Origin of the sequence: Phytohabitans kaempferiae (assembly GCF_042433955.1) — a bacterium.
In the GTDB taxonomy this organism is placed as follows: domain Bacteria; phylum Actinomycetota; class Actinomycetes; order Mycobacteriales; family Micromonosporaceae; genus Phytohabitans; species Phytohabitans kaempferiae.
This window is the reverse complement of record NZ_JBHLUH010000050.1, coordinates 40,465-64,561: the sequence shown is the minus strand read 5'-3', so window position 1 is coordinate 64,561 and position 24,097 is coordinate 40,465. Positions and strand designations below refer to the sequence as shown.

General features: G+C 72.8%; 25 protein-coding genes. 14 read left to right on the top strand and 11 right to left on the bottom strand.

What is annotated here, in order from left to right; genetic code table 11:
- Positions 1–92: 92 nt before the first annotated feature.
- Positions 93–1,391, top strand: coding sequence for a serine hydrolase domain-containing protein (locus ACFFIA_RS24045; RefSeq protein ID WP_377254062.1), 1,299 nt, complete (start codon positions 93–95; stop codon positions 1,389–1,391).
- 40 nt (positions 1,392–1,431) lie between these two features.
- Complete coding sequence (locus ACFFIA_RS24040) at positions 1,432–1,932, top strand: Rieske (2Fe-2S) protein (protein WP_377253986.1); 501 nt, start codon at positions 1,432–1,434, stop codon at positions 1,930–1,932.
- Positions 1,933–1,936: 4 nt separating this feature from the next.
- Here the strand turns inward: ACFFIA_RS24040 and ACFFIA_RS24035 are convergent, their stop codons facing one another.
- Positions 1,937–2,743 carry a DUF3097 domain-containing protein gene (locus ACFFIA_RS24035; protein ID WP_377253984.1) on the bottom strand — a complete coding sequence of 269 codons (807 nt, stop codon included), beginning with the start codon at positions 2,741–2,743 and terminating at the stop codon, positions 1,937–1,939.
- Positions 2,744–2,924: 181 nt separating this feature from the next.
- Between ACFFIA_RS24035 and ACFFIA_RS24030 the strand changes: the two genes are divergently transcribed.
- Complete coding sequence (locus tag ACFFIA_RS24030; protein WP_377253982.1) at positions 2,925–3,716, top strand: Rv1486c family protein; 792 nt, start codon at positions 2,925–2,927, stop codon at positions 3,714–3,716.
- A gap of 32 nt (positions 3,717–3,748) precedes the next feature.
- On the opposite strand, the gene ACFFIA_RS24025 is transcribed toward ACFFIA_RS24030, so the two are convergent.
- From ACFFIA_RS24025 to fabG, 4 genes are all read right to left on the bottom strand, one after another.
- Positions 3,749–4,528, bottom strand: coding sequence for an HAD-IIA family hydrolase (locus ACFFIA_RS24025; protein WP_377253980.1), 780 nt, complete (start codon positions 4,526–4,528; stop codon positions 3,749–3,751).
- Positions 4,521–5,537, bottom strand: coding sequence for a ferrochelatase (locus ACFFIA_RS24020; RefSeq protein WP_377254060.1), 1,017 nt, complete (start codon positions 5,535–5,537; stop codon positions 4,521–4,523). Before ACFFIA_RS24020 ends, ACFFIA_RS24025 begins: the two co-directional genes overlap by 8 nt.
- Before the next feature lie 63 nt (positions 5,538–5,600).
- Complete coding sequence (gene fabI, locus ACFFIA_RS24015) at positions 5,601–6,368, bottom strand: enoyl-ACP reductase FabI (protein WP_377253979.1); 768 nt, start codon at positions 6,366–6,368, stop codon at positions 5,601–5,603.
- Positions 6,369–6,393: 25 nt separating this feature from the next.
- Positions 6,394–7,098 carry a 3-oxoacyl-ACP reductase FabG gene (gene fabG, locus ACFFIA_RS24010; protein WP_377253977.1) on the bottom strand — a complete coding sequence of 235 codons (705 nt, stop codon included), beginning with the start codon at positions 7,096–7,098 and terminating at the stop codon, positions 6,394–6,396.
- A 130-nt stretch (positions 7,099–7,228) separates the two neighbouring features.
- On the opposite strand from fabG, the gene ACFFIA_RS24005 reads away from it, so the two are divergent.
- The 4 genes from ACFFIA_RS24005 (at position 7,229) to ACFFIA_RS23990 (ending at position 11,083) form a co-directional block, all read left to right on the top strand.
- A complete protein-coding gene (locus ACFFIA_RS24005; RefSeq protein WP_377253975.1) occupies positions 7,229–8,452 on the top strand; it encodes a sensor histidine kinase in 1,224 nt (407 codons plus the stop codon).
- Positions 8,449–9,117: a response regulator gene (locus ACFFIA_RS24000; RefSeq protein ID WP_377253974.1), complete on the top strand. Its 669-nt coding sequence runs from the start codon at positions 8,449–8,451 to the stop codon at positions 9,115–9,117. Before ACFFIA_RS24005 ends, ACFFIA_RS24000 begins: the two co-directional genes overlap by 4 nt.
- A 74-nt stretch (positions 9,118–9,191) precedes the next feature.
- Complete coding sequence (locus ACFFIA_RS23995; protein WP_377253972.1) at positions 9,192–9,947, top strand: alpha/beta hydrolase; 756 nt, start codon at positions 9,192–9,194, stop codon at positions 9,945–9,947.
- Positions 9,944–11,083, top strand: a complete 1,140-nt coding sequence (locus tag ACFFIA_RS23990) for an acyltransferase family protein (RefSeq protein ID WP_377253970.1) — start codon at positions 9,944–9,946, stop codon at positions 11,081–11,083. Before ACFFIA_RS23995 ends, ACFFIA_RS23990 begins: the two co-directional genes overlap by 4 nt.
- 230 nt (positions 11,084–11,313) lie before the next feature.
- On the opposite strand, the gene ACFFIA_RS23985 is transcribed toward ACFFIA_RS23990, so the two are convergent.
- From ACFFIA_RS23985 to ACFFIA_RS23975, 3 genes are read right to left on the bottom strand one after another with little or no spacing between them, the layout of a single operon-like run.
- Positions 11,314–12,264, bottom strand: a complete 951-nt coding sequence (locus ACFFIA_RS23985) for a VWA domain-containing protein (RefSeq protein ID WP_377253968.1) — start codon at positions 12,262–12,264, stop codon at positions 11,314–11,316.
- Complete coding sequence (locus ACFFIA_RS23980) at positions 12,261–13,181, bottom strand: DUF58 domain-containing protein (RefSeq protein WP_377253967.1); 921 nt, start codon at positions 13,179–13,181, stop codon at positions 12,261–12,263. The genes ACFFIA_RS23985 and ACFFIA_RS23980 overlap by 4 nt, the downstream gene beginning before the upstream one ends.
- Before the next feature lie 8 nt (positions 13,182–13,189).
- Positions 13,190–14,344 carry an AAA family ATPase gene (locus tag ACFFIA_RS23975; protein WP_377253966.1) on the bottom strand — a complete coding sequence of 385 codons (1,155 nt, stop codon included), beginning with the start codon at positions 14,342–14,344 and terminating at the stop codon, positions 13,190–13,192.
- 461 nt (positions 14,345–14,805) lie between these two features.
- Here ACFFIA_RS23975 and ACFFIA_RS23970 point away from each other — a divergent pair, with 461 nt between their 5' ends.
- Together ACFFIA_RS23970 and ACFFIA_RS23965 are read left to right on the top strand one after the other, a co-directional pair.
- Entirely contained in the window at positions 14,806–15,318 is a 513-nt protein-coding gene (locus ACFFIA_RS23970) for a PH domain-containing protein (RefSeq protein ID WP_377253964.1), read from the top strand.
- Between the two features lie 67 nt (positions 15,319–15,385).
- Positions 15,386–16,759: a PH domain-containing protein gene (locus ACFFIA_RS23965; protein WP_377253962.1), complete on the top strand. Its 1,374-nt coding sequence runs from the start codon at positions 15,386–15,388 to the stop codon at positions 16,757–16,759.
- Here ACFFIA_RS23965 and ACFFIA_RS23960 read toward each other — a convergent pair.
- Entirely contained in the window at positions 16,683–17,729 is a 1,047-nt protein-coding gene (locus ACFFIA_RS23960; RefSeq protein WP_377253960.1) for a phosphatase PAP2 family protein, read from the bottom strand. The two genes, ACFFIA_RS23965 and ACFFIA_RS23960, sit on opposite strands and share 77 nt — an antisense overlap.
- A 117-nt stretch (positions 17,730–17,846) precedes the next feature.
- Between ACFFIA_RS23960 and ACFFIA_RS23955 the strand changes: the two genes are divergently transcribed.
- Positions 17,847–18,248: a thioesterase family protein gene (locus tag ACFFIA_RS23955; protein ID WP_377253959.1), complete on the top strand. Its 402-nt coding sequence runs from the start codon at positions 17,847–17,849 to the stop codon at positions 18,246–18,248.
- A 30-nt stretch (positions 18,249–18,278) separates the two neighbouring features.
- Complete coding sequence (locus tag ACFFIA_RS23950) at positions 18,279–19,109, top strand: MBL fold metallo-hydrolase (protein WP_377253957.1); 831 nt, start codon at positions 18,279–18,281, stop codon at positions 19,107–19,109.
- Between the two features lie 728 nt (positions 19,110–19,837).
- Here ACFFIA_RS23950 and ACFFIA_RS23945 read toward each other — a convergent pair.
- A complete protein-coding gene (locus ACFFIA_RS23945; RefSeq protein WP_377253955.1) occupies positions 19,838–20,212 on the bottom strand; it encodes a nuclear transport factor 2 family protein in 375 nt (124 codons plus the stop codon).
- 46 nt (positions 20,213–20,258) lie between these two features.
- Between ACFFIA_RS23945 and ACFFIA_RS23940 the strand changes: the two genes are divergently transcribed.
- Together ACFFIA_RS23940 and ACFFIA_RS23935 are read left to right on the top strand one after the other, a co-directional pair.
- Positions 20,259–20,663, top strand: coding sequence for a DUF1801 domain-containing protein (locus ACFFIA_RS23940; RefSeq protein ID WP_377253953.1), 405 nt, complete (start codon positions 20,259–20,261; stop codon positions 20,661–20,663).
- A 257-nt stretch (positions 20,664–20,920) separates the two neighbouring features.
- On the top strand, positions 20,921–22,018 hold the full coding sequence (locus ACFFIA_RS23935; protein WP_377253951.1) for a lytic polysaccharide monooxygenase auxiliary activity family 9 protein: 1,098 nt from the start codon (positions 20,921–20,923) through the stop codon (positions 22,016–22,018).
- Here ACFFIA_RS23935 and ACFFIA_RS23930 read toward each other — a convergent pair.
- Positions 21,999–23,045: an FAD-dependent oxidoreductase gene (locus ACFFIA_RS23930; RefSeq protein ID WP_377253949.1), complete on the bottom strand. Its 1,047-nt coding sequence runs from the start codon at positions 23,043–23,045 to the stop codon at positions 21,999–22,001. The genes ACFFIA_RS23935 and ACFFIA_RS23930 overlap by 20 nt on opposite strands.
- An 87-nt stretch (positions 23,046–23,132) precedes the next feature.
- On the opposite strand from ACFFIA_RS23930, the gene ACFFIA_RS23925 reads away from it, so the two are divergent.
- Positions 23,133–24,086, top strand: a complete 954-nt coding sequence (locus tag ACFFIA_RS23925) for an SCO2521 family protein (RefSeq protein WP_377253947.1) — start codon at positions 23,133–23,135, stop codon at positions 24,084–24,086.
- Positions 24,087–24,097: the final 11 nt, after the last annotated feature.

Here is a 24,097-nt window from a genome sequence, read left to right as displayed (position 1 = left end):
TCGATCGTGGCACGTCAGCGCACGTCCGGCGAATCGCCGGACGGTAACGTCGGCGCCCGATGACCGTTGACCACCATCAGGAGGTACGGATCATGGGGCTGCTACCGGAGACGACCCGGCGGATCGACCTGCTGGCCGCGGAGGCTCAGGCACGGGGGCGCACGCCCTCGGTGGTGCTCGGCGTGGTGCGGGACGGCGGCCTGGCGTACGCCACCGGGGCCGGCGACCAGCCCGCGCCGGACCCGGGCACGCAGTACCGGATCGGGTCGATCACCAAGACGATGACCGCCACGCTCGTCATGCGGCTGCGCGACGAGGGGCGACTGGCCCTCGACGACCTGCTCTACCGCCATCTGCCCGGCACACCGGTGGGAAGCGTGACGATCCGTCAGTTGATGGGACACGCCTCCGGGCTCCAGCGCGAGCCGGACAGCGCCGGCTGGTGGGAGCGGACGAACGGCACCGACATCGACGCGCTGCTGGCCGGGCTCACGCCGGAGAAGCTCGCCCACCCTCCACACCGGACGTACCACTACTCCAACCTGGCGTACGGCCTGCTCGGCGCCGTGCTGGAGCGGGTCGCCGGCAAGCCCTGGATCGAGCTGCTGACCGAGCAGGTGCTCGCCCCCCTGTCGATGCTGCGCACCACGTACCATCCGCACGAGCCGTTCGCGCCCGGCTACGTCGTCCATCCCCTGCACGGCACGGCGCACGAGGAGCCGCGCACCGACACCGGCGCGATGGCACCGGCCGGGCAGCTCTGGTCGACGCTCACCGACCTGGCCCGGTGGGCCGCCTTCCTGGCCGAGCCGGTGCCCGAGGTGCTCGCGCCCGAGACGCTGGCCGAGATGTGCGTGCCGGTCGCCGTCGAGCCAGAGAACTGGTCCGGGGGGCACGGCCTCGGACTCGAGCTGTACCGCCGCGGCGAGCGCGTCCTGGTCGGGCACGGGGGCTCCATGCCGGGGTACGTGGCCGTCGTCGCCGTCCACCGCCCCTCGCGCACGGGCATCGTGGGGTACGCCAACGCCTACGGCTTCCCGCTCGGCCAACTCGCCTTCGACGCGCTCGTCGAGGTGCTCGACCGCGAGCCGGCCCCGCCCGCGCCGTGGCGCCCCGCCGCGCCCCCGCCGCCACAGGTGGCCGAGCTGTGCGGACGCTGGTGGTGGATGGGGCTGGCGCACGACGCCACCTGGGAGGGCGGCGAGCTGGTCATCACCCGCGCCGGCCGGGAGCCGTGGCGGTTCACGCCGGAGGGCGCCGACCGGTGGCGCTGCCATTCGGGCAGCAACGACGGGGAGACGCTCCTGGTGCGGCGAGACCCCGCGGGCGGGGCCGTGGCACTCGACATCGCCACCTTCGTCTTCACCAAAGACGCAGGTCAGCTCGGCTAATTCAGGGGATTCACAGGTTCGGCACAGGACTCGTCCAGGCATGGCGGACATGCTGGGCGCCATGGAGAAGGTGAACGCTCAACCAAGCCTGATGGCCCGACGCCGCGTACTCGCCGCCGGGGCGCTGGGCGTGGGCGCGGCCGGCGTCCTGGCCGCCTGCGGTGGCGACGACGAGCCGGCGGACTCGACCCCCGGGACCGGCGCGGCGCCCACGACTGGCGCGGCACCCTCGGCGAGCGGGGACGCCCCGGCCACCGAGGCGCTCGCCAGCACCGCCGACATCCCGGTCGGGAGCGGCAAGATCTTCACCGAGCAGGCGGTGGTCGTGACCCAGCCGGCGGCCGGCGAGTTCAAGGCGTTCAGCGCGCGCTGCCCGCACCAGGGCTGCCTCGTCTCCCAGGTACAGGGCGACAGGATCGTCTGCGCCTGCCACGGCAGCCACTTCTCCGCCGCCGACGGCTCGGTGCTCACCGGACCCGCGCGCAGCGCACTGGCCGCCCAGCCGGTGACGGTGGAGGGCGACTCGATCGTGCTCGGCTGACCGCTCAGTCAGCCGGTACGGTCACGAAGTCGATCAGGCGCTCCATCGCGTTGATCAGCGGCGTTTCCACATCGTGGAAACTGTCCACCTTGGACATGATGTGTCGCCACATGTCCGCCGGATCGGCCACACCGAGGGCGGCGCACACGCCCTCCTTCCACGGCCGGCCCGGCGGCACCACCGGCCACGCCCGGATGCCCAGCCGCTGCGGCTTGACCGCCTGCCAAATGTCCACGTAGGGGTGTCCGGTCACGAGCACGTACGGCGACGTCACGCCGGCCACGATGCGGCTCTCCTTCGAGCCCGGCACCAGGTGGTCGACGAGCACGCCGAGCCGCCGCTCCCGGCCGGGCGCGAAGTCGCGTACCGCCTCGGCCAGCCCGTCGATCCCGTCCAGCGGCTCCACGACCACGCCCTCGACGCGCAGGTCGTCGCCCCAGATCCGTTCCACCATCGCGGCGTCGTGCACGCCCTCGACCCAGATCCGGCTGGCCTTGGCGACCTGTGCCCGTACCCCCTCCACGGCGATCGAACCGGAAGCCGTGCGGCGGCGGCTGACCGGCGCGGCGGCCGGCGCCGGCTTCCGCAGGGTCACCGGCTGGCCGTCGAGCAGGAACGCCGCCGGTTCGAGGGGAAAGTTGCGTCGCTTGCCGTGCCGGTCCTCCAGCACCACGGCACCGTACTCGAATCCCACGACAGCGCCGCAGAATCCCGAGTCGGCGTCCTCCACGACCAGGTCCATCTCCGCGTCGACCTCGGGCACGACCTTGCGGCGGCGCCAGTTTCCCGCCAGTACGTCCTCCCCATACATACTGTCCTCCCGTCGCTCGCGCCCTTCGTCACAAATCACTGAGCCTGCCGGCCCTCGTCACAAAAAATCGCCGAGCCAGGTGGCTCGCTCGCGCCTCGCGACGCTAACCCCGCCGGTGCGGCATGCCACGCAGACGCGCCGCACCCGAGACAGGGCAGCGGCCAGCACGTACTCTTGCCGCATGTCTCCCGCAGCAGGCGCGGCGACCCTCGCGGCGCGCCGGTCCAGCCGGTTCGTGGCCTGGGTCCGCGCGTGGCGCGCCGGGCTGGTGCCGTTCGACGAGGTCGCCGACGAGATCGCCGGTGACGAGGAGCACCTTGTCGCCGACGCGCCCGGCACCTGGACCGACGTGTCGCTCCGTGAGGCGCTGCCCACCCTGTCCAAGCTGCGCCCCGACGAGATCCGGCTGGTGCTGCCGGCGCCCGGCGACCCGCGCGGGCTGCCCGGCCCCGGGCCGTTCGCGGGCGCGGCACTGGTCGCGGGCGAGGCCGTGGTCGCCGCCGACCTGGGCCTGATCCCCGAGGTGCGCAGCCACACGTCCGGGTCCGGAGTGACCTTCGAGACGGTGCTGTGGCGGGTCTATCCGCTGCCCGCGCCCGCGCCGGGCGCCTCCGGTGGCGAGCCGGGCACCGCCGAGGCCGAGGCCGACCTCTCCGCCGCGCTCGCCGAGGCGACCGCCCGGCTGACCCGGCTCGACGTGGCGCAGTGGCGGCCCGAGCTGGCCGGTGCGCTGGCCGCGCTGCGCCGCCCCGACGCGGGCGTCGACCTGCCGCCCGGCTTCGATCCGCGGGCCCGCCGCCTCTTCGCCCGCGCCAGCGTGCTCGATCGCGTGCTGGCACTGGCCGAGCACGCCGCGCCGGGCGGTGCGGTCAACGGATACGAGGCGCAGGAGCGCGACGCGGCCCTCCGTCCACTCACGACCGCCTGCCGCCGCGCGCTCGTCGCGGCCTGCAACGCGCCGCTCGCCCCCTGACTAAGTGGACGGTCAGCTCACTGACCCGGCGCTCAGACCTCGTCGAGCAGGTCGATCACTGATTCCACGATGCGGGACGGCCGGTACGGGTAACGCTCCGCCTCCGCCCGCGTGCTGATCCCGGTGAGCACGAGGATCGTCTCCAGCCCCGCCTCCAGCCCGCAGAGCACGTCGGTGTCCATCCGGTCGCCGATCATCGCGGTGCTCTCCGAGTGCGCCTCGATCGTGTTGAGCGCCGACCGCATCATCATCGGATTGGGCTTGCCCACGAAGTACGGCTCGACGCCGGTCGCCTTGGAGATCATCGCGGCCACCGACCCCGCCGCCGGTAGCGCGCCCTCGGCGGACGGGCCGGTCGGGTCGGGGTTGGTGCAGATGAACCGGGCACCGTCGTTGATCAGCCGCACGGCCTTGGTGATCGCCTCGAAGCTGTACGTGCGGGTCTCCCCCAGCACCACGTAGTCGGGGGCGAAGTCGCTCAGCACGTATCCCACCGCGTGCAGCGCCGTGGTGAGTCCCGCCTCGCCGATCGCGTACGCCGTGCCGCCCGGCCGCTGGTCGGCCAGGAACTGCGCGGTCGCCAGCGCGGCCGTCCAAATCGACCGCTCGGGGACCTCGAACCCCATCCGGGTCAGCCGGGCCTGGAGGTCGCGCGGCGTGTAGATCGAGTTGTTGGTCAGCACCAGGAACGGCTTGCCCGAGGCACGCAGCCGGTTGATGAACTCGGGCGCGCCGGGGATCGGCTGACCCTCGTGCACCAGCACACCGTCCATGTCGGTGAGCCAGCTCTCGATCGGCTTTCGGTCACTCACGAGACGGCCCCCTGCGCGGTGGTGGACAGCAGCCCGCGGGACACGCGTCCCAGAGCGGAAGGGTACCCAACCGAGATCGCCGGGACGACCCCTCCACGCGCTCGCGCACGAGATCGTGCACCATCGCGACGAAACGCGGGTCGGTGCCGGGCGTGGCGGCGCGCGCGAAGTCGAGCCCGAGGCTCTTGGCGGTGGTCGCGGCCTCGTTGTCGAGATCCCAGACCACCTCGAGGTGGTCCGAGACGAAGCCGATCGGGCTCACCACCACACCGGTGACCCCGTCGGCGGCGAGCGCGGCGAGGTGGTCGTTGACGTCTGGTTCGAGCCACGGCACGTGCGGCGGGCCGCTGCGGCTCTGCCACACGAGGTCCCACGGCAGGTCCGGCGCGCCGGCGGCGGAGACCAGGGCGGCGGTCTCGCGAAGCTGCGCCTCGTACCGGCCGCCCTCGGGGCCCGCGGTGGCGGCCATCGACGTGGGTATCGAGTGCGCCGTGAACACCACGCGGACGGTGCCTCCGGGCGGGAGCGTGGCCCGCGCCGCCCGCACCGCGTCGGCGTGCGGCTCGACGAAGCCCGGATGGTCGTGGAAGTGCCGCAGCTTGTCGATCTCCGGCGCGGAGGGGCCCACCGCCGCTCGCGCCGCGGCGATGTCCTCCAGGTACTGCCGGCACGAGGAGTAGCCGCCGTACGCGCTGGTCACGAACGCGACCACGTGCTCGACCCCGTCGTCGCGCATCTGCGCCACCGTGTCGGCGAGCATCGGATGCCAGTTGCGGTTTCCCCAGTACACCGGCAGGTCGGTGCCCCGTTCGAGCGCCTGGCGCAGGTCGCGGCACTGCTGGTTGATCGGTGAGACCCCGCCGAAGTGCTGGTAGTGCTCGGCCACCTCGGCGAGGCGCTCGGGCGGTACGCCACGGCCGCGCGTCACGTTGGCCAGGAACGGCAGCACGTCGTCGGGGTGCTCCGGTCCGCCGAACGAGACCAGCAGCAGCGCGTCGTACACCTTCAGCCTCTCCTCGCTCGCTCGCTCACCGCCGTCGCGGTCCGGCACCGCGAGCCCCGCTCGCTCACCTCAGGCACCTACCGCGTGGAACCCGCCGTCGACGTGCACGATCTCCCCGGTGGTGGCCGGGAACCAGTCGGAGAGCAGCGCGAGGACCGCCTTGGCGGCCGCCTCCTGGTCGCCGAGGTCCCAGCCGAGCGGCGCCTTCTTCACCCACTCGTCCTCGAACTGCTCGAAGCCCGGGATCGACCTGGCCGCCATCGTGCGCAGCGGGCCAGCGGAGACGAGGTTGCTGCGGATGCCCTGCTTGCCCAGGTGCAGCGCGAGGTAGCGGGACGCCGATTCGAGGCCGGCCTTGGCGACGCCCATCCAGTCGTACACCGGCCAGGCGTACTGCGCGTCGAAGGTCAGCCCCACCACCGAGCCGCCCCGCCCCATCAGCGGCAGCGCGGCCATCGCGAGCGACTTGTACGAGTAGGTGGAGACGTGCAGCGCGGTGCTCACGTCTTCCCAGGGCGCGTCGAGGAAGCCGCCGCCCAGGCAGCTCTGCGGCGCGAAGCCGATCGAGTGCACCACACCGTCGAGCCCGTCGACGTGCTCGCGCACCTTGTCGGCCAGCCCGGCGAGCTGCTCGGCGTTTTGCACGTCGAGCTCGATGACCGGCGTCGGCTGGGGCAGCCGCTTGGCGATCCGCTCCACCAGCGACAGCCGGCCAAAGCCGGTCAGCACGACCGTCGCGCCCTGCTCCTGGGCGAGCCTCGCGGTCGAGAACGCGATCGACTGATCGGTGATGACGCCGGTGATGAGCAGCCGCTTGCCGGCGAGCAGTCCTGACACCTACACACCTCTCCCTAGCGAGAAATCAGTGGCCCATGCCGAGGCCGCCGTCGACCGGAATGACCGCACCTGAGACGTATCCGGCCGCGTCGCCGGCCAGCCAGGTCACCGCACCGGCGATCTCGTCCGGAGTGGCGAAGCGACCAGCCGGGATCAGCTTCTGGTAGTCGGCCTTGCGGTCGTCGGACAGCGCCGCGGTCATGTCGGTCTCGACGTAGCCGGGCGCGACCACGTTGGCCGTGATGTTACGGCTGCCCAGCTCACGGGTGATCGACCGGGCGACGCCGACCAGTCCGGCCTTGCTCGCCGCGTAGTTGACCTGCCCCGGGGAGCCGTAGAGCCCGACCACCGAGGAGATGAAAATCATCCGGCCCCACTTGGCCCGCAGCATCTTGCTGGCCGCCCGCTTGGCGAGCCGGTAGGCCCCCGTGAGGTTGGTGTCGATCACCTTCGTGAACTGCTCCTCGGACATCCGCAGCAACAGCGTGTCCTCGGTGATGCCGGCGTTGGCCACCAGCACCTCGACCGGGCCCAGCTCCGCCTCGACCGTGCCGAAGGCGGCGTCGACGGCGGCCGCGTCGGTGATGTCGCACTGGACGCCGAAGAGGTCGTCCGGCACGCCACTGCCGCGGTGGGTCACCGCCACCCGGTCTCCCTGCTTCGCGAACGCCTGCGCGATCGCCAGGCCGATCCCCCGGTTGCCCCCGGTCACCAGCACGGTGCGGGCCATGGTGACTCCTCCACTCCTCGTCGCACTCCGCTTGGCGTCGTCGCCGACGCCCAGACACTACCGGGGTATGACGCGGGAGATCACACCACGGCGGTACGACGCGATCGATCACACAACGTAACCTGCTGATGTGGCCTCTGCCTCGTTGCGCGCTTGGAGCGGGCTCAAACGCCTCGTCGCCGGGCCGGACTATCCACCGGTCCAGGTCCGGCCGCGGTGGCCACGCCTCGCCCCGCTCGCACCGCTGCTCGGCGGGATCGCCCTGGCCGGCGTGACGGTCGCCACCACGCAGTACCTCATCCAGACCCGCGACCTCCCGGCCCTCACCGGCACGCTGATCGCCCTACTGACCGTGCTCCCGCTCGGTTTCCTGCTCAGCCGCCCGCTCTGGGCCTGGCGGTCGATGCTCGTCAGCGCGCTCTTCGGCACGTTCAACAGCGATCCGGCGGAGGTCTGGCCGTGGAGCCCGGCGCACGTCGTCATCATCCTGCTGGTCCTGCTCGTCGTGGGCGCCCGCGTGGAACGGCCGGTGCTGGTGTGGATGGGGCTGCTCACCCTGGTCCCGGTCTGGATCTTCGTACCGCCGTCCAATGTCGCCGGCATCACGCTGCTCTTCGTCGGCGTGACGCTGGTCGCCGACGTCATCGGCAGGTACGCCCGCAGCCGCAGCACGCTCAGCGCCCAGCTCGCCGAGCAGTCCGAGATGAGCGAGCTGGAGAAGGCCCGGCGTACGGTGCTGGAGGAACGGACCCGGATCGCGCGGGAGATGCATGACGTGGTCGCCCACCACATGTCAATGATCGCGGTGCGGGCGGAGACCGCACCGTACCGCCTTCCCGACCTGCCCGAGCCGGCCCGGGCCGAGTTCGGCGCGATCGCCGGGGCGGCCCGCACGGCGCTCACCGACATGCGGCGGCTGCTCGGCGTGCTGCGCAGTGAGGACAGCGCGCCGCTGACCGCGCCGCAGCCGGGGCTCGCCGACGTGCCCGAGCTGGTGACCGCCGCGCGGCGGGCCGGCGTGAGCGCCACGCTCGACGTGGCCGAGGGCGAGCCGCCACCGGAGGCGGTGGGGCTGGCCGCGTACCGGATCGTGCAGGAGGCCCTGGCCAACGCGAGCCGCCACGCGCCGGGCGCGGCCGTGCGCGTGGAGATCCGCCCGTGGACCGCCGACCTGAGCGTGCGTATCCACAATGGACCCCCGACCTCCGCGCCGCCCGCGGTGGCCGGCGCGGGGCACGGCATCGCCGGCATGCGGGAGCGGGCCACGCTGCTCGGCGGCGAGCTGACCGCCGGGCCGAGCGCCGACGGGGGTTTCACCGTGGCGGCGCGGCTGCCCTACAGAGGTGCCGCGTGATCCGCGTCCTCATCGCCGACGACCAGGCGATGGTGCGGCAGGGCTTCGGCGCGCTGCTCGCCGCCCAGCCCGACCTGCTGGTGGTCGGCGACGCGGAAAACGGCGCCGACGCGGTCACCGCCGCCCGCCGGCTCGACCCGGACGTCGTACTCATGGATGTCCGCATGCCTGTGCTCGACGGCCTGGAGGCGACCCGCCGGCTGGTGGGCGACCGCCCGGCGGGGAGCGAGCGGCCGCGGATCCTGATCCTCACCACCTTCGACCTGGACGACTACGTCTACGAGGCGCTCCGCGCGGGCGCCTCCGGCTTCCTGCTCAAGGACGCGCCCGCCGCCGACCTGGTGCACGCGGTGCGCGTGGTCGCCGGCGGCGAGGCGCTGCTGGCGCCCTCGGTGACCCGGCGGCTCATCGCCGAGTTCGCCGCCCGTCCCACGCGCGACCGCCCGCGGCCCACCGCGCTCGCCGCACTCACGCCCCGGGAGACCGAGGTGCTGCGCCTCATCGCGCGCGGGCGCTCCAACGGCGAGATCGCCGGCGAGCTCGTGGTCGCCGAGCAGACCGTGAAGACCCACGTGGGGCGGATCCTCGCCAAGCTCGACCTGCGCGACCGGGCGCAGGCGGTCGTGCTGGCGTACGAGACAGGTCTGGTCGCCGCCGGCGAGTAGCACCACGGTCCTAGAGGGAAGAGCCCACCGCGGACCGACGCGGACCGCGCGGCCCTCGACCCACGCTTCCGGGCATGAAGCGGATACGGTACGCGGCCACGACCGCTCTGCTCGGTGCCCTGCTCGCCACTCCGGCCCACCACGCCGGCGCCCCGGTCCCGGTGGCCACCACCGTCGACGTGCTCGGCCAACCGTCCACAGCGGACGGCATCGCCATCCTCGTGCCCGGCGTGGGCACCACCCCGGCGAACCTCGCGACCACGACCGGCGTCATGGCCCGCTCGCTGTACGGCTCCGCTGGCCGCCTCGCCCCGCCCGGAGACGTCGCGGTCGTGGCCTGGCTGGGCTACCGGCCGCCGGGCGGGCTGGGCCCCGACGCGGCGCGCGAGGATCGGGCGCGGGCTGGCGCGGCGGCGCTGAGCGGCTACGTCTCCAGGCTGGTCGCCGGCCGCCCGCACGTACGGGTCACGCTGATCGGCCACAGCTACGGCGCGATCGTCGTCGGCCTGGCGGCGGCCACGCTGCCCGCCCAGGTGACCGACCTCGTCGCGCTGGGCGCACCGGGCATGGGCGCCGACCGCGCCGCCGACCTGGGCACCACCGCCCGGGTATGGGCGGCCGAGTCGCCGCACGACTGGATCCGCCTCGTCCCCGAGGTCCGCCTCTTCGCCCTCGGTCTGGGCACACGCCCCGCGACGGACTCCTTCGGCGCCCGCGAACTGCCCACGGCGGGAGTCTCGCGGCACGACGGCTACCTGACCGACGGCTCAGCCACGCTCCCGGCGGTGGCGGGCATCGTGGCGGACGGCGCCGGGGCGGTGGCCCGGTGAGTGGCGAGCGGGACCGCGCGATCGACGCCGTCCGCGCGGTGGCGATCGCCGGCGTGGTGCTGGGCCACTGGCTGGTGACCGGCCTCGTCCTCGGCCCGGACGGCGGGCTCGTGCAGGCCAGCCCGTTGCGCGCGCTGCCGTCGTTCGCGCCGGTCACCTGGCTGCTCCAGACGCTCGGGCTGTTCTTCTTCGCCGGCGGGTACGCGGCCGCCCGCTCGTCCCGCCCCCTCCCCCGGCGCCTGACCCGCCTCGCCCTGCCGGTCGCCGGGCTCGGTGCACTGTGGAGTGCCGCGCTGCTCCTCGCCGCGGTGGCCGGCGTACCCGGCGTGACGCTCGACACGGTCGCCACGCTCGTCGTGAGTCCACTGTGGTTCCTGCTGCCGTTCGTCGGGCTGCTCGCGCTCACCGGCCCGCTGCGCCGTACCGTCGAGCGGGCCGGACCCGCCGCGGTCGTCCTGCCCGCCCTCGCGGTGGTCGCGCTCGCCGACGCCGGGCTCGGCGCGCTGCCGCTGACGGTGGTGGCGGCGTGGCTGGTGCCGTACACGCTCGGCGTGGCGCTCGCCACCGGCCGCCTGGCCAGCCGCGGCACGGGCCTCGCCCTGCTCGCCGGTGGCGTGGCGGCGCTGGCGATCCTGGTGCTGTGGCTGGGCTATCCGGCGAGCGCGGTCGGCGTACCCGGCGACGGCCGCTCCAACCTCTCGCCCCCGTCGCTCTTCACGGTGGCGCTCGCGGCGGCGCAGATCGGCGTGGCACTGCTCGTCCGGCCGTGGCTCAACCGCCGCGCCACACCGCCCGTCGTGGCCGCGCTCAACCGGGCCGCGATGCCCGTCTACCTGTGGCACCAGAGCGCGCTCATCGCGGCGACGACGGCGGTTGCGTGGCTCAGCGGCGGCGCCCCCGTACCCGGCCTGCACACCGCGCCGGACGGCCTCGCCTGGGTCGGCGCGCGGCTGGCCTGGTTGCCGTTGTTCGCCGCGCTTCTCGCCGCCGCGTGCCGCTGGGCGGGCGGCGGGCGAACGGTGCCCACGCGGTGTACGATGTTCGACGGTTCTGAGCCCCGACGACCTGTGGAGGTGATCGCTGTGCGAGATAGCGATCCCCCCAGGCATAGCCGGGCCACACGTCAGCTGAGCTGACCGGTCTCTCCCTTTCTTCCTCGCGTCCCGGGGTAGCGCCCGGGGCGCACCGCCGCGTGTACACCGCCACCGGAGAACCGCCATGAACCGTTACGCTGCCCCGCTGGGCTTCACGCTCGCCGCCGTGTGGGTCGTCGTCCTCTTCGTCCTCGTCTGACGCTGTCCCTCGCACGCCGCGGTGCTGGCCGGCGTGCGGGCGGCACCGACCGCGGCGGGCTGGACCTGCGGCGCTACGGCAGGCGTGAGGTCCACAGCAGACTCATGCCGCCCGCCGCCAGTGCGAACAGCAGCGCGATCCCGGCGTACCACTGGGTCACCTCGCGGGGCTCGACGCGGTGGCCGATCGAGCTGCCCATGTCCTCGTACACCTGCTTGAGTTCGCTGACCGACGCCGCCTCGTAGAAGAAGCCCTGCGTCGTCTCGGCGAGTTCGGCCAGCGCCAGGCGGTCGACCGGCACCGGCTGGAGCTGGCCGCCGATGTCGACCACGCCCGCGTCGGTGCCGAAGGCGATGGTGGAGACCGGCACGTTCGCGGCGGCGGCGGCCGACGCCGCCTCCTCGACCGAGCGACCCGACGTGCGGTAGCCGTCGGAGAGGAGCACGATGCGCGCCGGCGGGATGCCGGAGGCGCCGTCGGCGGGCACCGAGCGCACCGCCTCCAGGCAGGTGAAGACCGCCTCACCGGTCGCGGTCGCCTCGGCCAGGGTGAGCCCGTCGATCGCCTGCTGCACCGCGAGCCGGTCCTTGGTCGGCGGCACGAGCACGTTGGCCGACTTAGCGAACGAGACCAGCCCCAGGTTGTACGTCTCCGGCAGCTCGGTCACGAACTGCTTCGCCGCCTCCTGGGCCGCCTCGATGCGGCTGGGCGCCACGTCGTCCGCCTCCATCGAGAGGGACACGTCGATCGCGAGCATGATGGTGGCCCGTTCGAGCGGCTCCTCGCGGTCGACCGAGGGGCGGGCCATCGCGGTGGCCAGCGCCAGCAGCGCGAGCAGGAAGGTGCCGGCCGCGACGTGGCGGCGCCAGCCGAGGCCCTTCGGCGCGAGCGTGCGCAGCAGGTCGAGGTTGGCGAAGCGGACCGCGTAGTGCTTGCGGCGGAACTGCCGCCACACGTACACGGCCGCGATCGCGACGACCGGCAGCAGCGCGAGCAGCCACCACGGTTCGAGAAAACGGATCATCGCGTCGTCCCTCGGGTGCGTGCGTGCCGCTGAGCGGCGACGAAGCGGACCATGTCCAGCATCCAGTCGGAGTCGGTGCGCAGGCGCAGGTGGGCGGCGTTGGCGGCGCGCAGTGCCTGGGCGATGGCCGCGCGCTGGTGCCCGGCCGCCTCGGCGTACCGGCGGCGCAGTTTGGGGTCTGAGGTCTGCACCTCGTGCAGCGCGCCGGTCTCCGGGTCGACGAGCGTGAGCACGCCGACGTCGGGGATCTCCAGCTCGCGGGGATCGACCACCTCGATCGCCAGTACGTCGTGGCGCACGGCCAGCTTGCGCACCGGCCGTGCCCACTGCTCGGCCGGCGCCAGGAAGTCGGAGATCACCACGGCCACACCCCGGCGGCGCGGTGGGCGGTTGAGCATGTCGATCAGGGCGCCCAGGTCGGAGCGGCCGGGCATGATCTGGGTACGGGCGATGGCGCGCAGCAGCCCCTGTGCCTCCTTGCGCCCGGGGCGGGCGGGCATCCGCTGCATGCGCGTGCCGGTGCCGACCACGGCGCCGATCCGGTTGCCGCCGCGCACGGTGAGGTACGAGAGTGCGGTGGCGGCCGCCACGACCAGGTCGCTCTTGAGGTGGTTGGCGGTGCCGAAGGCGAGGCTGGCCGAGAGGTCGACGGCCATCCAGGTCTCCAGCTCGCGGTCGGCCACGGTCTGCCGTACGTGCGGGAACGTGGTGCGCGCGGTCACCGGCCAGTCCATGCGGCGCACGTCGTCACCGGGGCGGTACTCCCGGGACTCCCCCGCCTCGGTGCCCGGCCCGGGCAGCAGCCCCACGTAGTCGCCTTGCAGCAGGCCATCGAGCTTGCGCGTGACGAGGAGTTGCAGGCGGGAGAGGACGGCGTCCGCGCGAGCCGTCCGCTGACCGTCGAGGGGGCCGGTCATGGCAGAGGTCACGGCAGGTTGGGCCACGCACCAGCGGGCTGCGGGGCACCGAGCGGCGGGCTGGAGGCGGGCGCCGGGCCGGCGTTGGCGCTCTGCCTCGGGGCCACCGTGGGCAGCGGCACGGTCGCCATCACGCGCGCGACGATGTGGTCGGCCGGCACGTCGTCGGCGAGCGCGTCGTAGCTGAGCACCAGCCGGTGGCGCAGGATGTCGGGCGCCACGTCCTGCACGTCCTGCGGCAGCGCGTAGTCGCGGCCGCGCATCAGGGCGAGCGCCCGCGTGGCCCGCACGATGCCGAGCGAGGCGCGCGGGCTGGCACCGTACTGGATCAGCGGCACGATGTCGGGGATGCCGTGCTCGGCCGGCGTGCGGGTGGCGAGCACCAGCCGCACCGCGTAGTCGACCAGCGCGTTGTGCACGAACACCTGGTCGGCTTTGCGCTGGAGCCCCATCAGCTCGGACGGCGTGAAGACCGCGGTGGGCTCGGGCGCGCTGACGCCCATCCGGTACACGATCTCGCGCTCTTCGGCGTCGGTCGGGTAGCCGACGATGATCTTCATGAGGAACCGGTCGCGCTGCGCCTCGGGCAGCGGGTAGACGCCCTCCTGCTCGATCGGGTTCTGCGTGGCCATGACCAGGAAGGGGTGGGGCACCTCGTGGGTCTCGCCGCCGATCGAGACCTGCTGCTCCGACATGACCTCCAGCAGCGCCGACTGCACCTTGGCCGGCGCCCGGTTGATCTCGTCGGCGAGCAGGAAGTTGACGAACACCGGGCCGAGCTCGACGTCGAACTTCTCGCTCGACTGCCGGTAGATCCGCGTGCCGATGATGTCGGCGGGCACCAGGTCGGGCGTGAACTGCACGCGCGCGAACGTGCCGCCGGTGACCTTGGCGAGCGTCTCCACCGCGAGCGTCTTGGCCACGCCGGGCACGCCCTCCAGCAGGCAGTGGCCGCGCGCGAGCAGCGCCACGAACATCCGCTCGACCATCCGGTCCTGGCCGACGATCACCCGCTTGACCTCGAACAACGCGCGTTCGAGCAGCGTGGCGTCCTGTGCCGGGGTGCTGCCGGAGGCGGACGCGGGAGGCGCGTCAACCGGCGCGTCGGGACGTTCGGGCGTGGTCGCGTTGGCCACCGGTCCTCCACTGCGGTGCGGCGTCATCGGCATTGTGGCGAGGTGCTGCCGCACCAAGCCTTACACGCCCAGCTAACCAGCCGGGTATGGAGCGCCGGAAATCCGGTACGCGTCGCGCTGCGCGGCGCTCGGCGTTCACCGAACGTCCCGCCGGCGGTACGGCTTACGGGCAGACGCCCAAAGAGGCACGACCAACGGGTAGACATGAGGGGGTTTTTCGTGTGTACGATTTCAGCCGTCGCCGGGCGGCTTCCCCCGTGGCCGCCCGGCGCTTAATCTACCCATGCTCGTAGACTTCGCCTCGTGCAGAAGTGCTCGGCGCGGGGTTGTCCGGAGCCGTCCGCGTGGGCCCTCCGGTGGAATAATCCTAAGATCCACACGCCGGAGCGGCGCAAAGTCTGGCTGGCCTGCGACGCCCATCGCGAGCACCTGAGCGACTTCCTCGCGGCGCGTGGGTTCCTGCGCGAAGTTGACCGTAGCCTGGATCCGTGACCGAGCCTGCGTCCTCCCCCACCAGCGCGCTGGAGCCATGGCCGGAGACGGTCGAGTGGCGCCCTGTCTCCCGAGACCTGATCTGGGTCGAGCTGATCCACCTCGCATCGTTGATGATCTTCGTTCTGGTCGGCCTCGGCGTCTTCTGGGCGCTCACCAGCCACTGGCTCTTCGGTCTCGGCCTGGCCGCCGCCGTGGTCCTGGCCGTCTGGCGGGTCATCGTGATCTTCCGAGCGGTCCGAGCCTGGGGGTACGCCGAGCGCGACAACGACCTGCTCGTCCGCCACGGGCTGCTCGTGCGCCGGCTGTCGATCGTGCCGTACGCCCGGATGCAGTTCGTCGACGTGACCGCCGGGCCGCTGGAGCGGGCGTTCGGGCTGGCCACCGTGCAACTGCACACCGCCGCGGCGGCGACCGACGCGCGTGTGCCGGGGCTGCGGCCGGAGGAGGCCTCCCGCCTGCGTGACCGGCTGACCGCGCTCGGCGAAGACCGCGCGGAGGGCCTGTGAGCGCGCTTCGACCGCGCCGCGCACGCCCGCACGCGCACCCCGCGGTCGCGGACGAAGGGCAGGCACCGTGAGTGAGCGTCCGGCCGCCGAGACGGCGGTGGGAGGGCCGGTGGGAGGGCCGGGCGGCGCCGAGCCGAAGCAGCGGCTGCACCCCCTCACCCCGCTGCTCAAGGGCGCCCGCGCACTCGTGGTGATCATCGCGGCGCTCTCCTGGCAGACGCTCGGCAGCCTGGGGCTGGGCTGGTTCGCCGCCATCGTGGTGGCCGCCCTGATCGGCTACGTGGTCCTCTCGGCGGTCAGCTGGTACTTCACCGGCTACCAGGTGGTGGGGCGCGAGCTGCGGATACACGAAGGGCTGGTGTTCCGCCGCACGCGCGCGATCCCGCTGGAGCGGCTCCAGGCCGTCGAGGTCGTACGACCGCTGCTGGCCCAGCTCACCGGCCTCGCCGAGCTGCGCCTGGAGGTGGTCGGCGGGGGCAAGACCGAGGCGCCGCTGGCGTTCCTGACGGTCGCCGAGTCACGGGCGCTGCGCGAACGGCTGCTGGTACTGGCCGGCAAGGCGAGCGCCGCGGCGCACACCGAGCCGGTCGCGGGCGAGGCGCCGGCCCCGCACGTGCCGCACGAGCGGCCGATCCACGCGGTCACCAACCGCGACCTGCTGATCAGCCAGCTGCTCACACCGCAGACGCTGCTGCTCCCGTTCGGCGTGGCGTTCGTGGTGGTCCAGTTCGCGTTCGAGGCGACCTGGTCCTTCATCGCCATCGCGAGCACGCTGACCGCGATGGCCGGCGTGGTGCTCCAGCCCGTACGCCGGATCCTCGCCGACTGGAACTTCCGCCTCGCCCACCAGGACGACGCGCTGCGCCTGCGCGGCGGCCTGCTGGAGACCCGCAGCCAGACCGTCCCGCTCAACCGGCTCCAGGCGGTGGGCGCCACCTGGCCGCTGCTGTGGCGGGGCAAGCGGTGGCTGCGGCTGCGCGCGCACGTGGCCGGGATCGCCGCGCCCAACGCCGGTGACGACGCCGGCGGCGGGCGGCTGCTGCCGGTCGGCGACCCCGAGACCGCGCGGCGCGTGCTCGCCGAGGCGCTGCCCGGGGTGACGCTGGACGGGATCGAGTTCACCCCTACGCCACGCCGGGCGCGGTGGCTCCATCCGATCGAGTGGCGCGTGCTCGGCGCCGGGATGACCGATCAGGTGGTCGCGCACCGCCAGGGCGTGCTGACCCGCCAGGTGCTGGTCGTGCCGTTCGCGCGGATCCAGAGCGTGCGCGTGCACCGCGGCCCGCTCCAGCGGCGGCTCGGCCTCGCCACGGTCTACGCGGACACGGCCGGCGGCCCGAGCGTCGCCGCGCGCGATCGCGACCTCAACGAGGCGTGGGCGCTCGCGGCGACCCTGGCGGAGCGTTCGCGGGCGGCGCGTTCGGTCCCGGCGGCGCACTGACCGCCTCCCCCTCGCCCTCGGCGGCGGCCGCCCGCCGGCGTGCCCACCACCGCTCGCCCAGCCCCACGACAACGAACGTGAGCCCCACGTACGCCCAGCCGACCAGCACGTCGATCACGTAGTGCTCGCCGGAGTACACCAGGGTGAAGGTCATCGCCAGCGGGTACACGAGCAGCACGGGCCACCACCGCCTGCGCACGGTGTTGAAGAAGAACACCACCACGAACAGCGCGAACGCGGTGTGCAGCGAAGGCATCGCGGCGACCGGGTTGGCGGCGATCTGGCCCACGTTGAGCATGTTGCCGGCGCCGTGCATGCCCATCGCCTTCCACCCCCGCGTGGAGATGCGGGCGACCTCTTCCAGCAGGCCGTAGCGGGCGGCCCACCACGGCGGCGCGGCCGGGTAGAGGAAGTAGGTGGCGAGGCCGGCGAGGGAGAGGAAGACCCACCGCCGCATGAACGCCGCCCACCTCGGCCGGCTGCGCAGCCACAGCACCACGGCGGCGGCGAGCGCGGCGACGAAGTGGGAAAAGTAGACCCAGCTGACGACCACGTCGTACCAGCGCACGCGGTCGGGGTCGTACAGGTGCTGCTGCAACCACACCGTCGGCACCTCGCCGCCGGTCCCCCAGCCGAACATCCACCGGTCGGCCGCGATCAGCTCCAGCACGTGGGGGACGGCGTTGTTGTCGGCGAAGCCGCGGGACAGGTTGTAGATGACCAGCACCAGCACGATCGGCAGCCAGTCGCGGACGAAGCCCAGGTGGGAGCGCCACGGCCGCTCGATCCGCCAGGCGATCGTCGCGGTCCAGAGCCAGCCGAAGGCGTACAGCGGATCGGTGGGCAGCCCGATGATCAGCCAGCCGGCCGCGAAGAGCGCCGCCCAGACGCCCATCGCGACGATCTGGCGCCGCCGGTCACGCATCGGAGGCGGGGAGTCAGCGGGCGCGGGAGAGATCGTCACGGCCATCGGGGTCCAGGTTAGCTGTGGCGGGTACGCCGATCGGCCGAGGGCACCCGGGCGTGGGCGTGGCTGGTGCGCCGGATACGTGGTCTGTCCGGTTCTGGAGCGCCTACGCTGGTCGGCATGGAGCAGCAGCCGGATCCTGCGTTCGCGCCAGGGTTGACCGCCCGAGTGGAGCTGACGGTCACCGACTCCGACACCGCCCAGGCGCTGGGCTCGGGCGACGTGCCCGTGCTCGGTACGCCGCGGGTTCTCGCGCTGGTGGAGGCGGCCACGGTGGTGGCGACCACGACCCGGATGCCGGCCGGCATGACCACGGTCGGCACGCGCGTGGAGCTCGACCACCGGGCGCCCACCCCGATCGGCCGTACCGTCGTCGCCCAGGCCCAGCTCGCCAAGGTCGACGGCCGGCGCCTGCTCTTCGAGGTATCGGTGACCGAGGGCTCGGTCACGGTCGCCGAGGGGCGCGTCGAGCGCGTGCTGGTCGACCGGCACAAGTTCGTGGAGAGGGCGTTCGGCGAGTGAGCCGGACGCGAGCGACCCAGGGCGGCCCCGGTGGCTGACTTCGCCGAGGTCGCCGATGACGTCTTCGTGCTCCGGTATCCGGTGCTCGACGTCAACACCACGCTCGTGCTCGGCGACGGCGTGGCCTTGATCGTCGACACGCTCGCCACGCCGGCGCAGGCCGCCGACCTGGTCGCCGCCGCCCGCCGGGTGACCCGCATGCCCTGGGCGCTGGTCAACACGCACCACCACTTCGACCACACATTCGGCAACGCGGCGCTCGCCGGCGACCCGCCCTGCGACATCTGGGCGCACGAGCAGACGGTGTCGCTGCTGCGCGCGCGGCCCGAGGCGGTGCGCCGGGAGGCGTACGAGGAGGCGCTCCGGCTCGCCCCGGAGCTCGCCCCCGACATCGCCAGGGCGCCGATCCTGGCGCCCAACCGCGCGGTGCAGCGCGAGTCCACCGTAGACGTCGGCGGCCGTGCGGTCGTGCTGCGCCACCTCGGTCGCGGCCACACCGCCGGCGACCTGGTCGTGCAGGTGCCCGACGCCGACGTGATCGTCGCCGGCGACCTGGTCGAGGAGGGCGCGCCCCCGTCGTTCGGCGACGCGTACCCCCTGGAGTGGCCGGAGGCCGTGGCCGAGCTGCTGCGGCACACCACGCCCGCGACGGTGGTCGTGCCCGGCCACGGCGCGGTGGTCGGTCACAACTTCGTGAAGGGCCAGCACGAGGAGCTGGCCGCGCTCGACTGGCTGATCCGCGACGGCCACGCCGACGGCGCCCCGGTGGCCACGGTGGCGGCGCGGGCGCCCTTCGGACCCGACGCCGCCCGCGTGGCGGTGCGCCGCGGCTACGCCGAGCTGTCCGGGCGCACGCAGTAGCGACCGACGGCGCTCGCGGGTCATAAAGATCCAGGTCGTGCGTGGCGAAGAATTCACCCTCTGGAGCCTGTTGCAAAATTGCTCGATCACAGTGAGTGTCGAGAAGAACACGGCTGTATCGGTCGCTGGCCGTCGAACGGCGGCCAGCGAGGGTTAGCGCGACCCTCAGTTCGCGCGAATCTGACGATTTTGCAACAGGCTCTCTGGGAGCAATTAGTCGCCACGGACGGACCGCGCTCACCCATCCGCGCTCAGCACGCTCGCGCGTGCCTGTGTTGCCGCGCCGCCCCGGGCCTGGTCGCTTCGAACGCGGCTATGTCAGGGACCAAGCCCCTCGCGGCCGGTCTGAAAGGGCTATGTCCCCGACATAGCCCACGCCCCGGCCGCGTCGGGCGCGGCTGGCCCAGCGGACCCGGCACACACGCCACGCAGCCACGCATCCAGCGCCCGTCCCGGTGCTGGGCGCACCGGTGCGCCCAGCTCGACAGCTTCTCCAACACACGACGCCAGGTCCGAACGCGGCCCAGCCCACGCGACCACCTCGACACCGAAATCTCTGTAAAGCCTTCGTGGTCAGGGCTTACGATCGCGGGCACTTTGGTCGTGGACCGCGCGGGGTGAGGCTGCGGGAGCAGCGGCCCCGAGCACGACGGGCATCGCGGCAGCTCCCCTCAGTCACACCAGAATCGAACCGCGACGGAAACGCGGACCTCGCGACCGCGAAATCTCTAGTAGCGCTCGACGAGGTGCTCGCGGCCGGCGGGCGGCTCGTAGGGCTCGGGCCAGAAGTCAGTGATCTTCGTGATCAGGCCGGCCTCGTCGAACTCGAAGAAGCAGAGCCCCGCCTGCTCCTCCCCGCCCACCGCGAACCGGGTCCACGTGGCCGCGTGCCGCTCCTCGCCGACCGCCATCTCCACGGTGATGTGCCAATCGCCGGGATATTCCACATTGAACTGGACGTAACGCTCCTTGCCGAGGATCCGCTCCCGGGTCTGCGGCAGGTCGTAGAGCACGTCGTCGGCGAGCAGCGCGGCGAAGGCGGGCCAGTCGCGCGCCTCGGCCGCCGCCCAGTACGCCATCACCGCATCGTGTGACCTCGTCATGGCCGAATGGTCGCACCGAGGTCTGACAGAATGGGGCCGGAGCGCCATGGACGCCGAGGTCAGGACCCCCGAGGAGTACATCGCCGCGTTGCCCGAGCCACGCCGGGGCGAGGTGCGGGTCCTGCACGACCTGATCCGTCGCGAGGCGCCCGAGCTCGAGCCGCACCTCCAGTCGGGCATGCTCGGCTACGGCAGCTACCACTACCGCTACGACAGTGGCCGTGAGGGCGACTGGTTCGTGGTGGGGCTGGCCAGCCGCCGGGCGTACGTCTCGCTCTACGTCAGCGCCTCCGAGGGCGACCGCTACCTCGCCGAGACCTTCCGCGACCGCCTGCCCAAAGCCGACGTCGGCCGCGGCTGCGTGCGGATCAAGCGGCTCACCGACGTCGACCTGGCGACGGTGGCCGAGCTCGTCCGGGCCGCCTCGGCCGCCCGGCCAGCCGAGGCCTGATCCGGCAATCAGTTCGACATAGACGTGTAACTATTGCCCTGGATATCGATTCATGGTGCAATATCGATGCCAGGCGGCGCAGGGCTGACACGCGCCGGGTTGGCTGCCGGGCAAGGGGCCATGTGAGAGGCGCGCGTGCGTCCGAGATCGGACGGATGCGTCGTGCCTTCCTGCCGCGCGATCCGTCTGCATCTCCCCCGAATTCCGGTGCGCGCCACCACGCGTCACCGGGCCTCGTACCGAAAGGGAGAACCAAGGTGAAACTTCTACGCAGGGCAGCGGCTGCCGCCGCGGTCGCTGTGGTGGCCGCCGGCCTCATCACGGTGATCACGCCCAGCGCGGCCCAGGCGCACGGCGCCGCGATGGTGCCCGGCAGCCGCACCTTCCTGTGCTGGCGGGACGGGCTCTCGTCCACGGGCCAGATCATCCCCAACAACCCGGCCTGCCAGGCCGCGGTCGCCCAGGGCGGCGCCAACCCGCTGTACAACTGGTTCAGCGTCCTGCGCTCCGACGCGGCCGGCCGCACGACCGGCTTCGTGCCGGACGGGCAACTGTGCAGCGGCGGCAACAGCACCTTCTCGGCGTACAACCTGGCCCGCAACGACTGGCCGCTCACCCACCTGACGGCGGGCGCCAACATCGAGTTCCGGTACAGCAACTGGGCTCACCACCCGGGCACGTTCTACTTCTACGTGACCAACAACAGCTGGAGCCCGACCCGGCCGCTGGCCTGGAGCGACCTCGAGTCCACGCCGTTCCTGACGGTCACCAACCCGCCCCAGCGCGGTGCGGTGGGCACCAACGACGGCCACTACTACTTCAGCGGCAACCTGCCGTCGGGTAAGAGCGGCCGGCACATCATCTACTCGCGTTGGGTCCGCTCCGACAGCGCCGAGAACTTCTTCGGCTGCTCGGACGTCGTCTTCGACGGCGGCAACGGCCAGGTCACCGGCATCGGCCCCGGCCAGGGTACGCAGACGCCGGGTCCGAACCCGACGACCAACAACCCGAACCCCAACCCGACCACGAGCAACCCGGGCCCCGGCCCGGGCACCGGCGCCTGCACGGCGACCTACCGCTCGGTCGGCTCGTGGAACGGCGGCTTCCAGGGTGAGGTCACCGTCCGCAACAGCGGCACCGCCAACATCGCCGGCTGGTCCGTTGGTCTGACGCTGCCCAGCGGCGCGACCATCAACAGCCTGTGGAACGGCCAGCAGTCCGGTACGGCGCCCAACCTCACCGTGCGGAACGCCGGCCACAACGGCGCGCTGAACGCGGGCGCGTCGACGTCGTTCGGCTTCGTGGCGGGCGGCAGCAGCACAAGCGCACCGACGGTCACCTGTTCGGTCGCGTAACCACCGCACCACCATCCGGGCCCGGCGCCGCATTCGGCACCGGGCCCGGTTCGGTTGCGATCTCGCGTACCAGACGCAGCACTTCGGCGGCGCACCCCCAGGAGAGCGTCACGCCGGAGCCACCGTGCCCGTAGTTGTGGATGAGGTACGCGCGCTCCACCTCGACCCGCTCGACCCGTACGCGTGGGCGGCTGGGGCGGATGCCCGCGCGGCCGGCCCGGATCCGCGCCCCCGCCAGCGCCGGCTCGACCGCCGCGCAGCGCCGCAAAATGCCCGCCGCCGCAGTCGGGTCGTCGGTCACGTCGTGCCGCCCGGTCACCGCCGTGCCGCCGAGCACGACATGGTCACCTTGCGGAAAGATGTAGGTCAGCTCGGTGGGATCGGCGCCTTCGATCTCCACCTCGGCTTCGGCGAAAAACCGCTCGATGCCCGGGTTGTCGACGACGAGGAGTTGACCACGGACTGGCGTGACCTCAGGGTCCGGTACGAGGTGGCGGGCGCCGTACCCGGTGCAGTTGACGGCGATCCCCGACCAGGCGGCGGCCTCCGCGAGCGACTCGACCTGGCCAACCTCCACCGTGCCGCGCCCGGTCTCCAGCAGGCGCCGGGTCAGATAGTCCAGATAGGCCGGCATGTCCACGACCGGCGCCGTGTACCGCCACCCGGTCACGTAGCCGTCGGGCAGCTCGTCCGGTCCGCAGATCGCGAAGCCGTCGAGCAGGTGCGCCCACGCGGGCGGGTCCACTGTGGTCTTCGCCGCCTCGATGCCGGCGGTGATGCGGATGCCGGTCTCCTCCCCCGCCAGCCCTTCCATCACCCGGCGGGTCTCCTGGCACCACGACAGGACCCGCTCGTCGGCCACCAGGTAGGGCCCCCAGAGCGCCCCCGCCGAGCACGACGTCGTCTCCGGCGGCAGCCGGGTCGCGCGTACCCGGACCGAATAGCCGGCATCGGCAAGACACACGGCGGTCGTCAGGCCGGACACGCCGGCGCCGATAACGATGACGTCTGCCTGGCGTGGGGTCACCGTTCGACATTAACTGCCATCTCTCGATCGAGGAATACGCAGAGTGCCCACTAGGTTGCGCAAACCACACATCGTGCGGTCCAATCGATGCATCGTCCCCCGGCCGGTGGAGGCGCGATGCTGACGCTCGGCGAGGTCCACACCGGATTCTTGCGAAACTCCACATCGGTGTCCCCGGTCCGGTCGGCGCGCGTGCTCGCGATAGTGGAGGGCGAGCGGGTCCGCCACTCCGCCCGCCCACTGCCCTACGCGGTCTCGCCCGACATCCTCCGCGGCGTCGACTGCCGGCTGGTGGCCGCCTCCGGCGCGCGCCACCGCACGATCGGCACGGTGGTCACCCGGGCCGCGATCACCGGCGGCCACGTGTTGCAGGGGTCGGCGTTCACCCGTGTGGTGAGCAGCGGCACCGACCGGCGGCTCTCCTGGCCGCACTACCTCACCCGTCCCGGCGTGGTCGAGACGCTGGGCAAAGTGGACTGGGGCGACCTGGCCGACGGCTTCCTCTCCGAGGCGTACCCGCCGGAGAGCCTCGACCTGAGCGCGATCTGCACCGAGGTGATGCACCAGGTGCAGGCATCGTCCGATCTGGACCAGAAGGCGCCGCTGCGCACCGGCCGCACGCACCTGCGCTGGGCCGCGCTCGACGGCGACGAGCCGATCCTGTTCGCCATCGAGGAGCGCGGGCTGCGCACGCTGCGCCTGCCGGCCGGCACGCGCGACGCCTCGGCGATCGCCGAGGTCTGCGCCGACCTCGCGCTGCACGACTGGCTGCTCTCCTGCCTCCAATCGCTGATCGAGGCGAGCGACATCGGCGCGGTCGAGCGGGCCCAGGTGGTCCGCCGCTTCGGCCCCGCGATCGACCACCTGCTGCACCTCTGGATGCCGGCCGCCCGGGTCGACCGCGCCGTCTGGGAGGCGCTGGAGCGGCGCCCGGGGATGACCCGGCAGTGGGTCGCCTCGGTCAACCGCATCCGCGACCAGGTGGCGGCCGGCACGATGGCGATGCTGAGCGAGTCAGTGGCAGGCACGCGCCACTCGTGACCAGGCCCGGC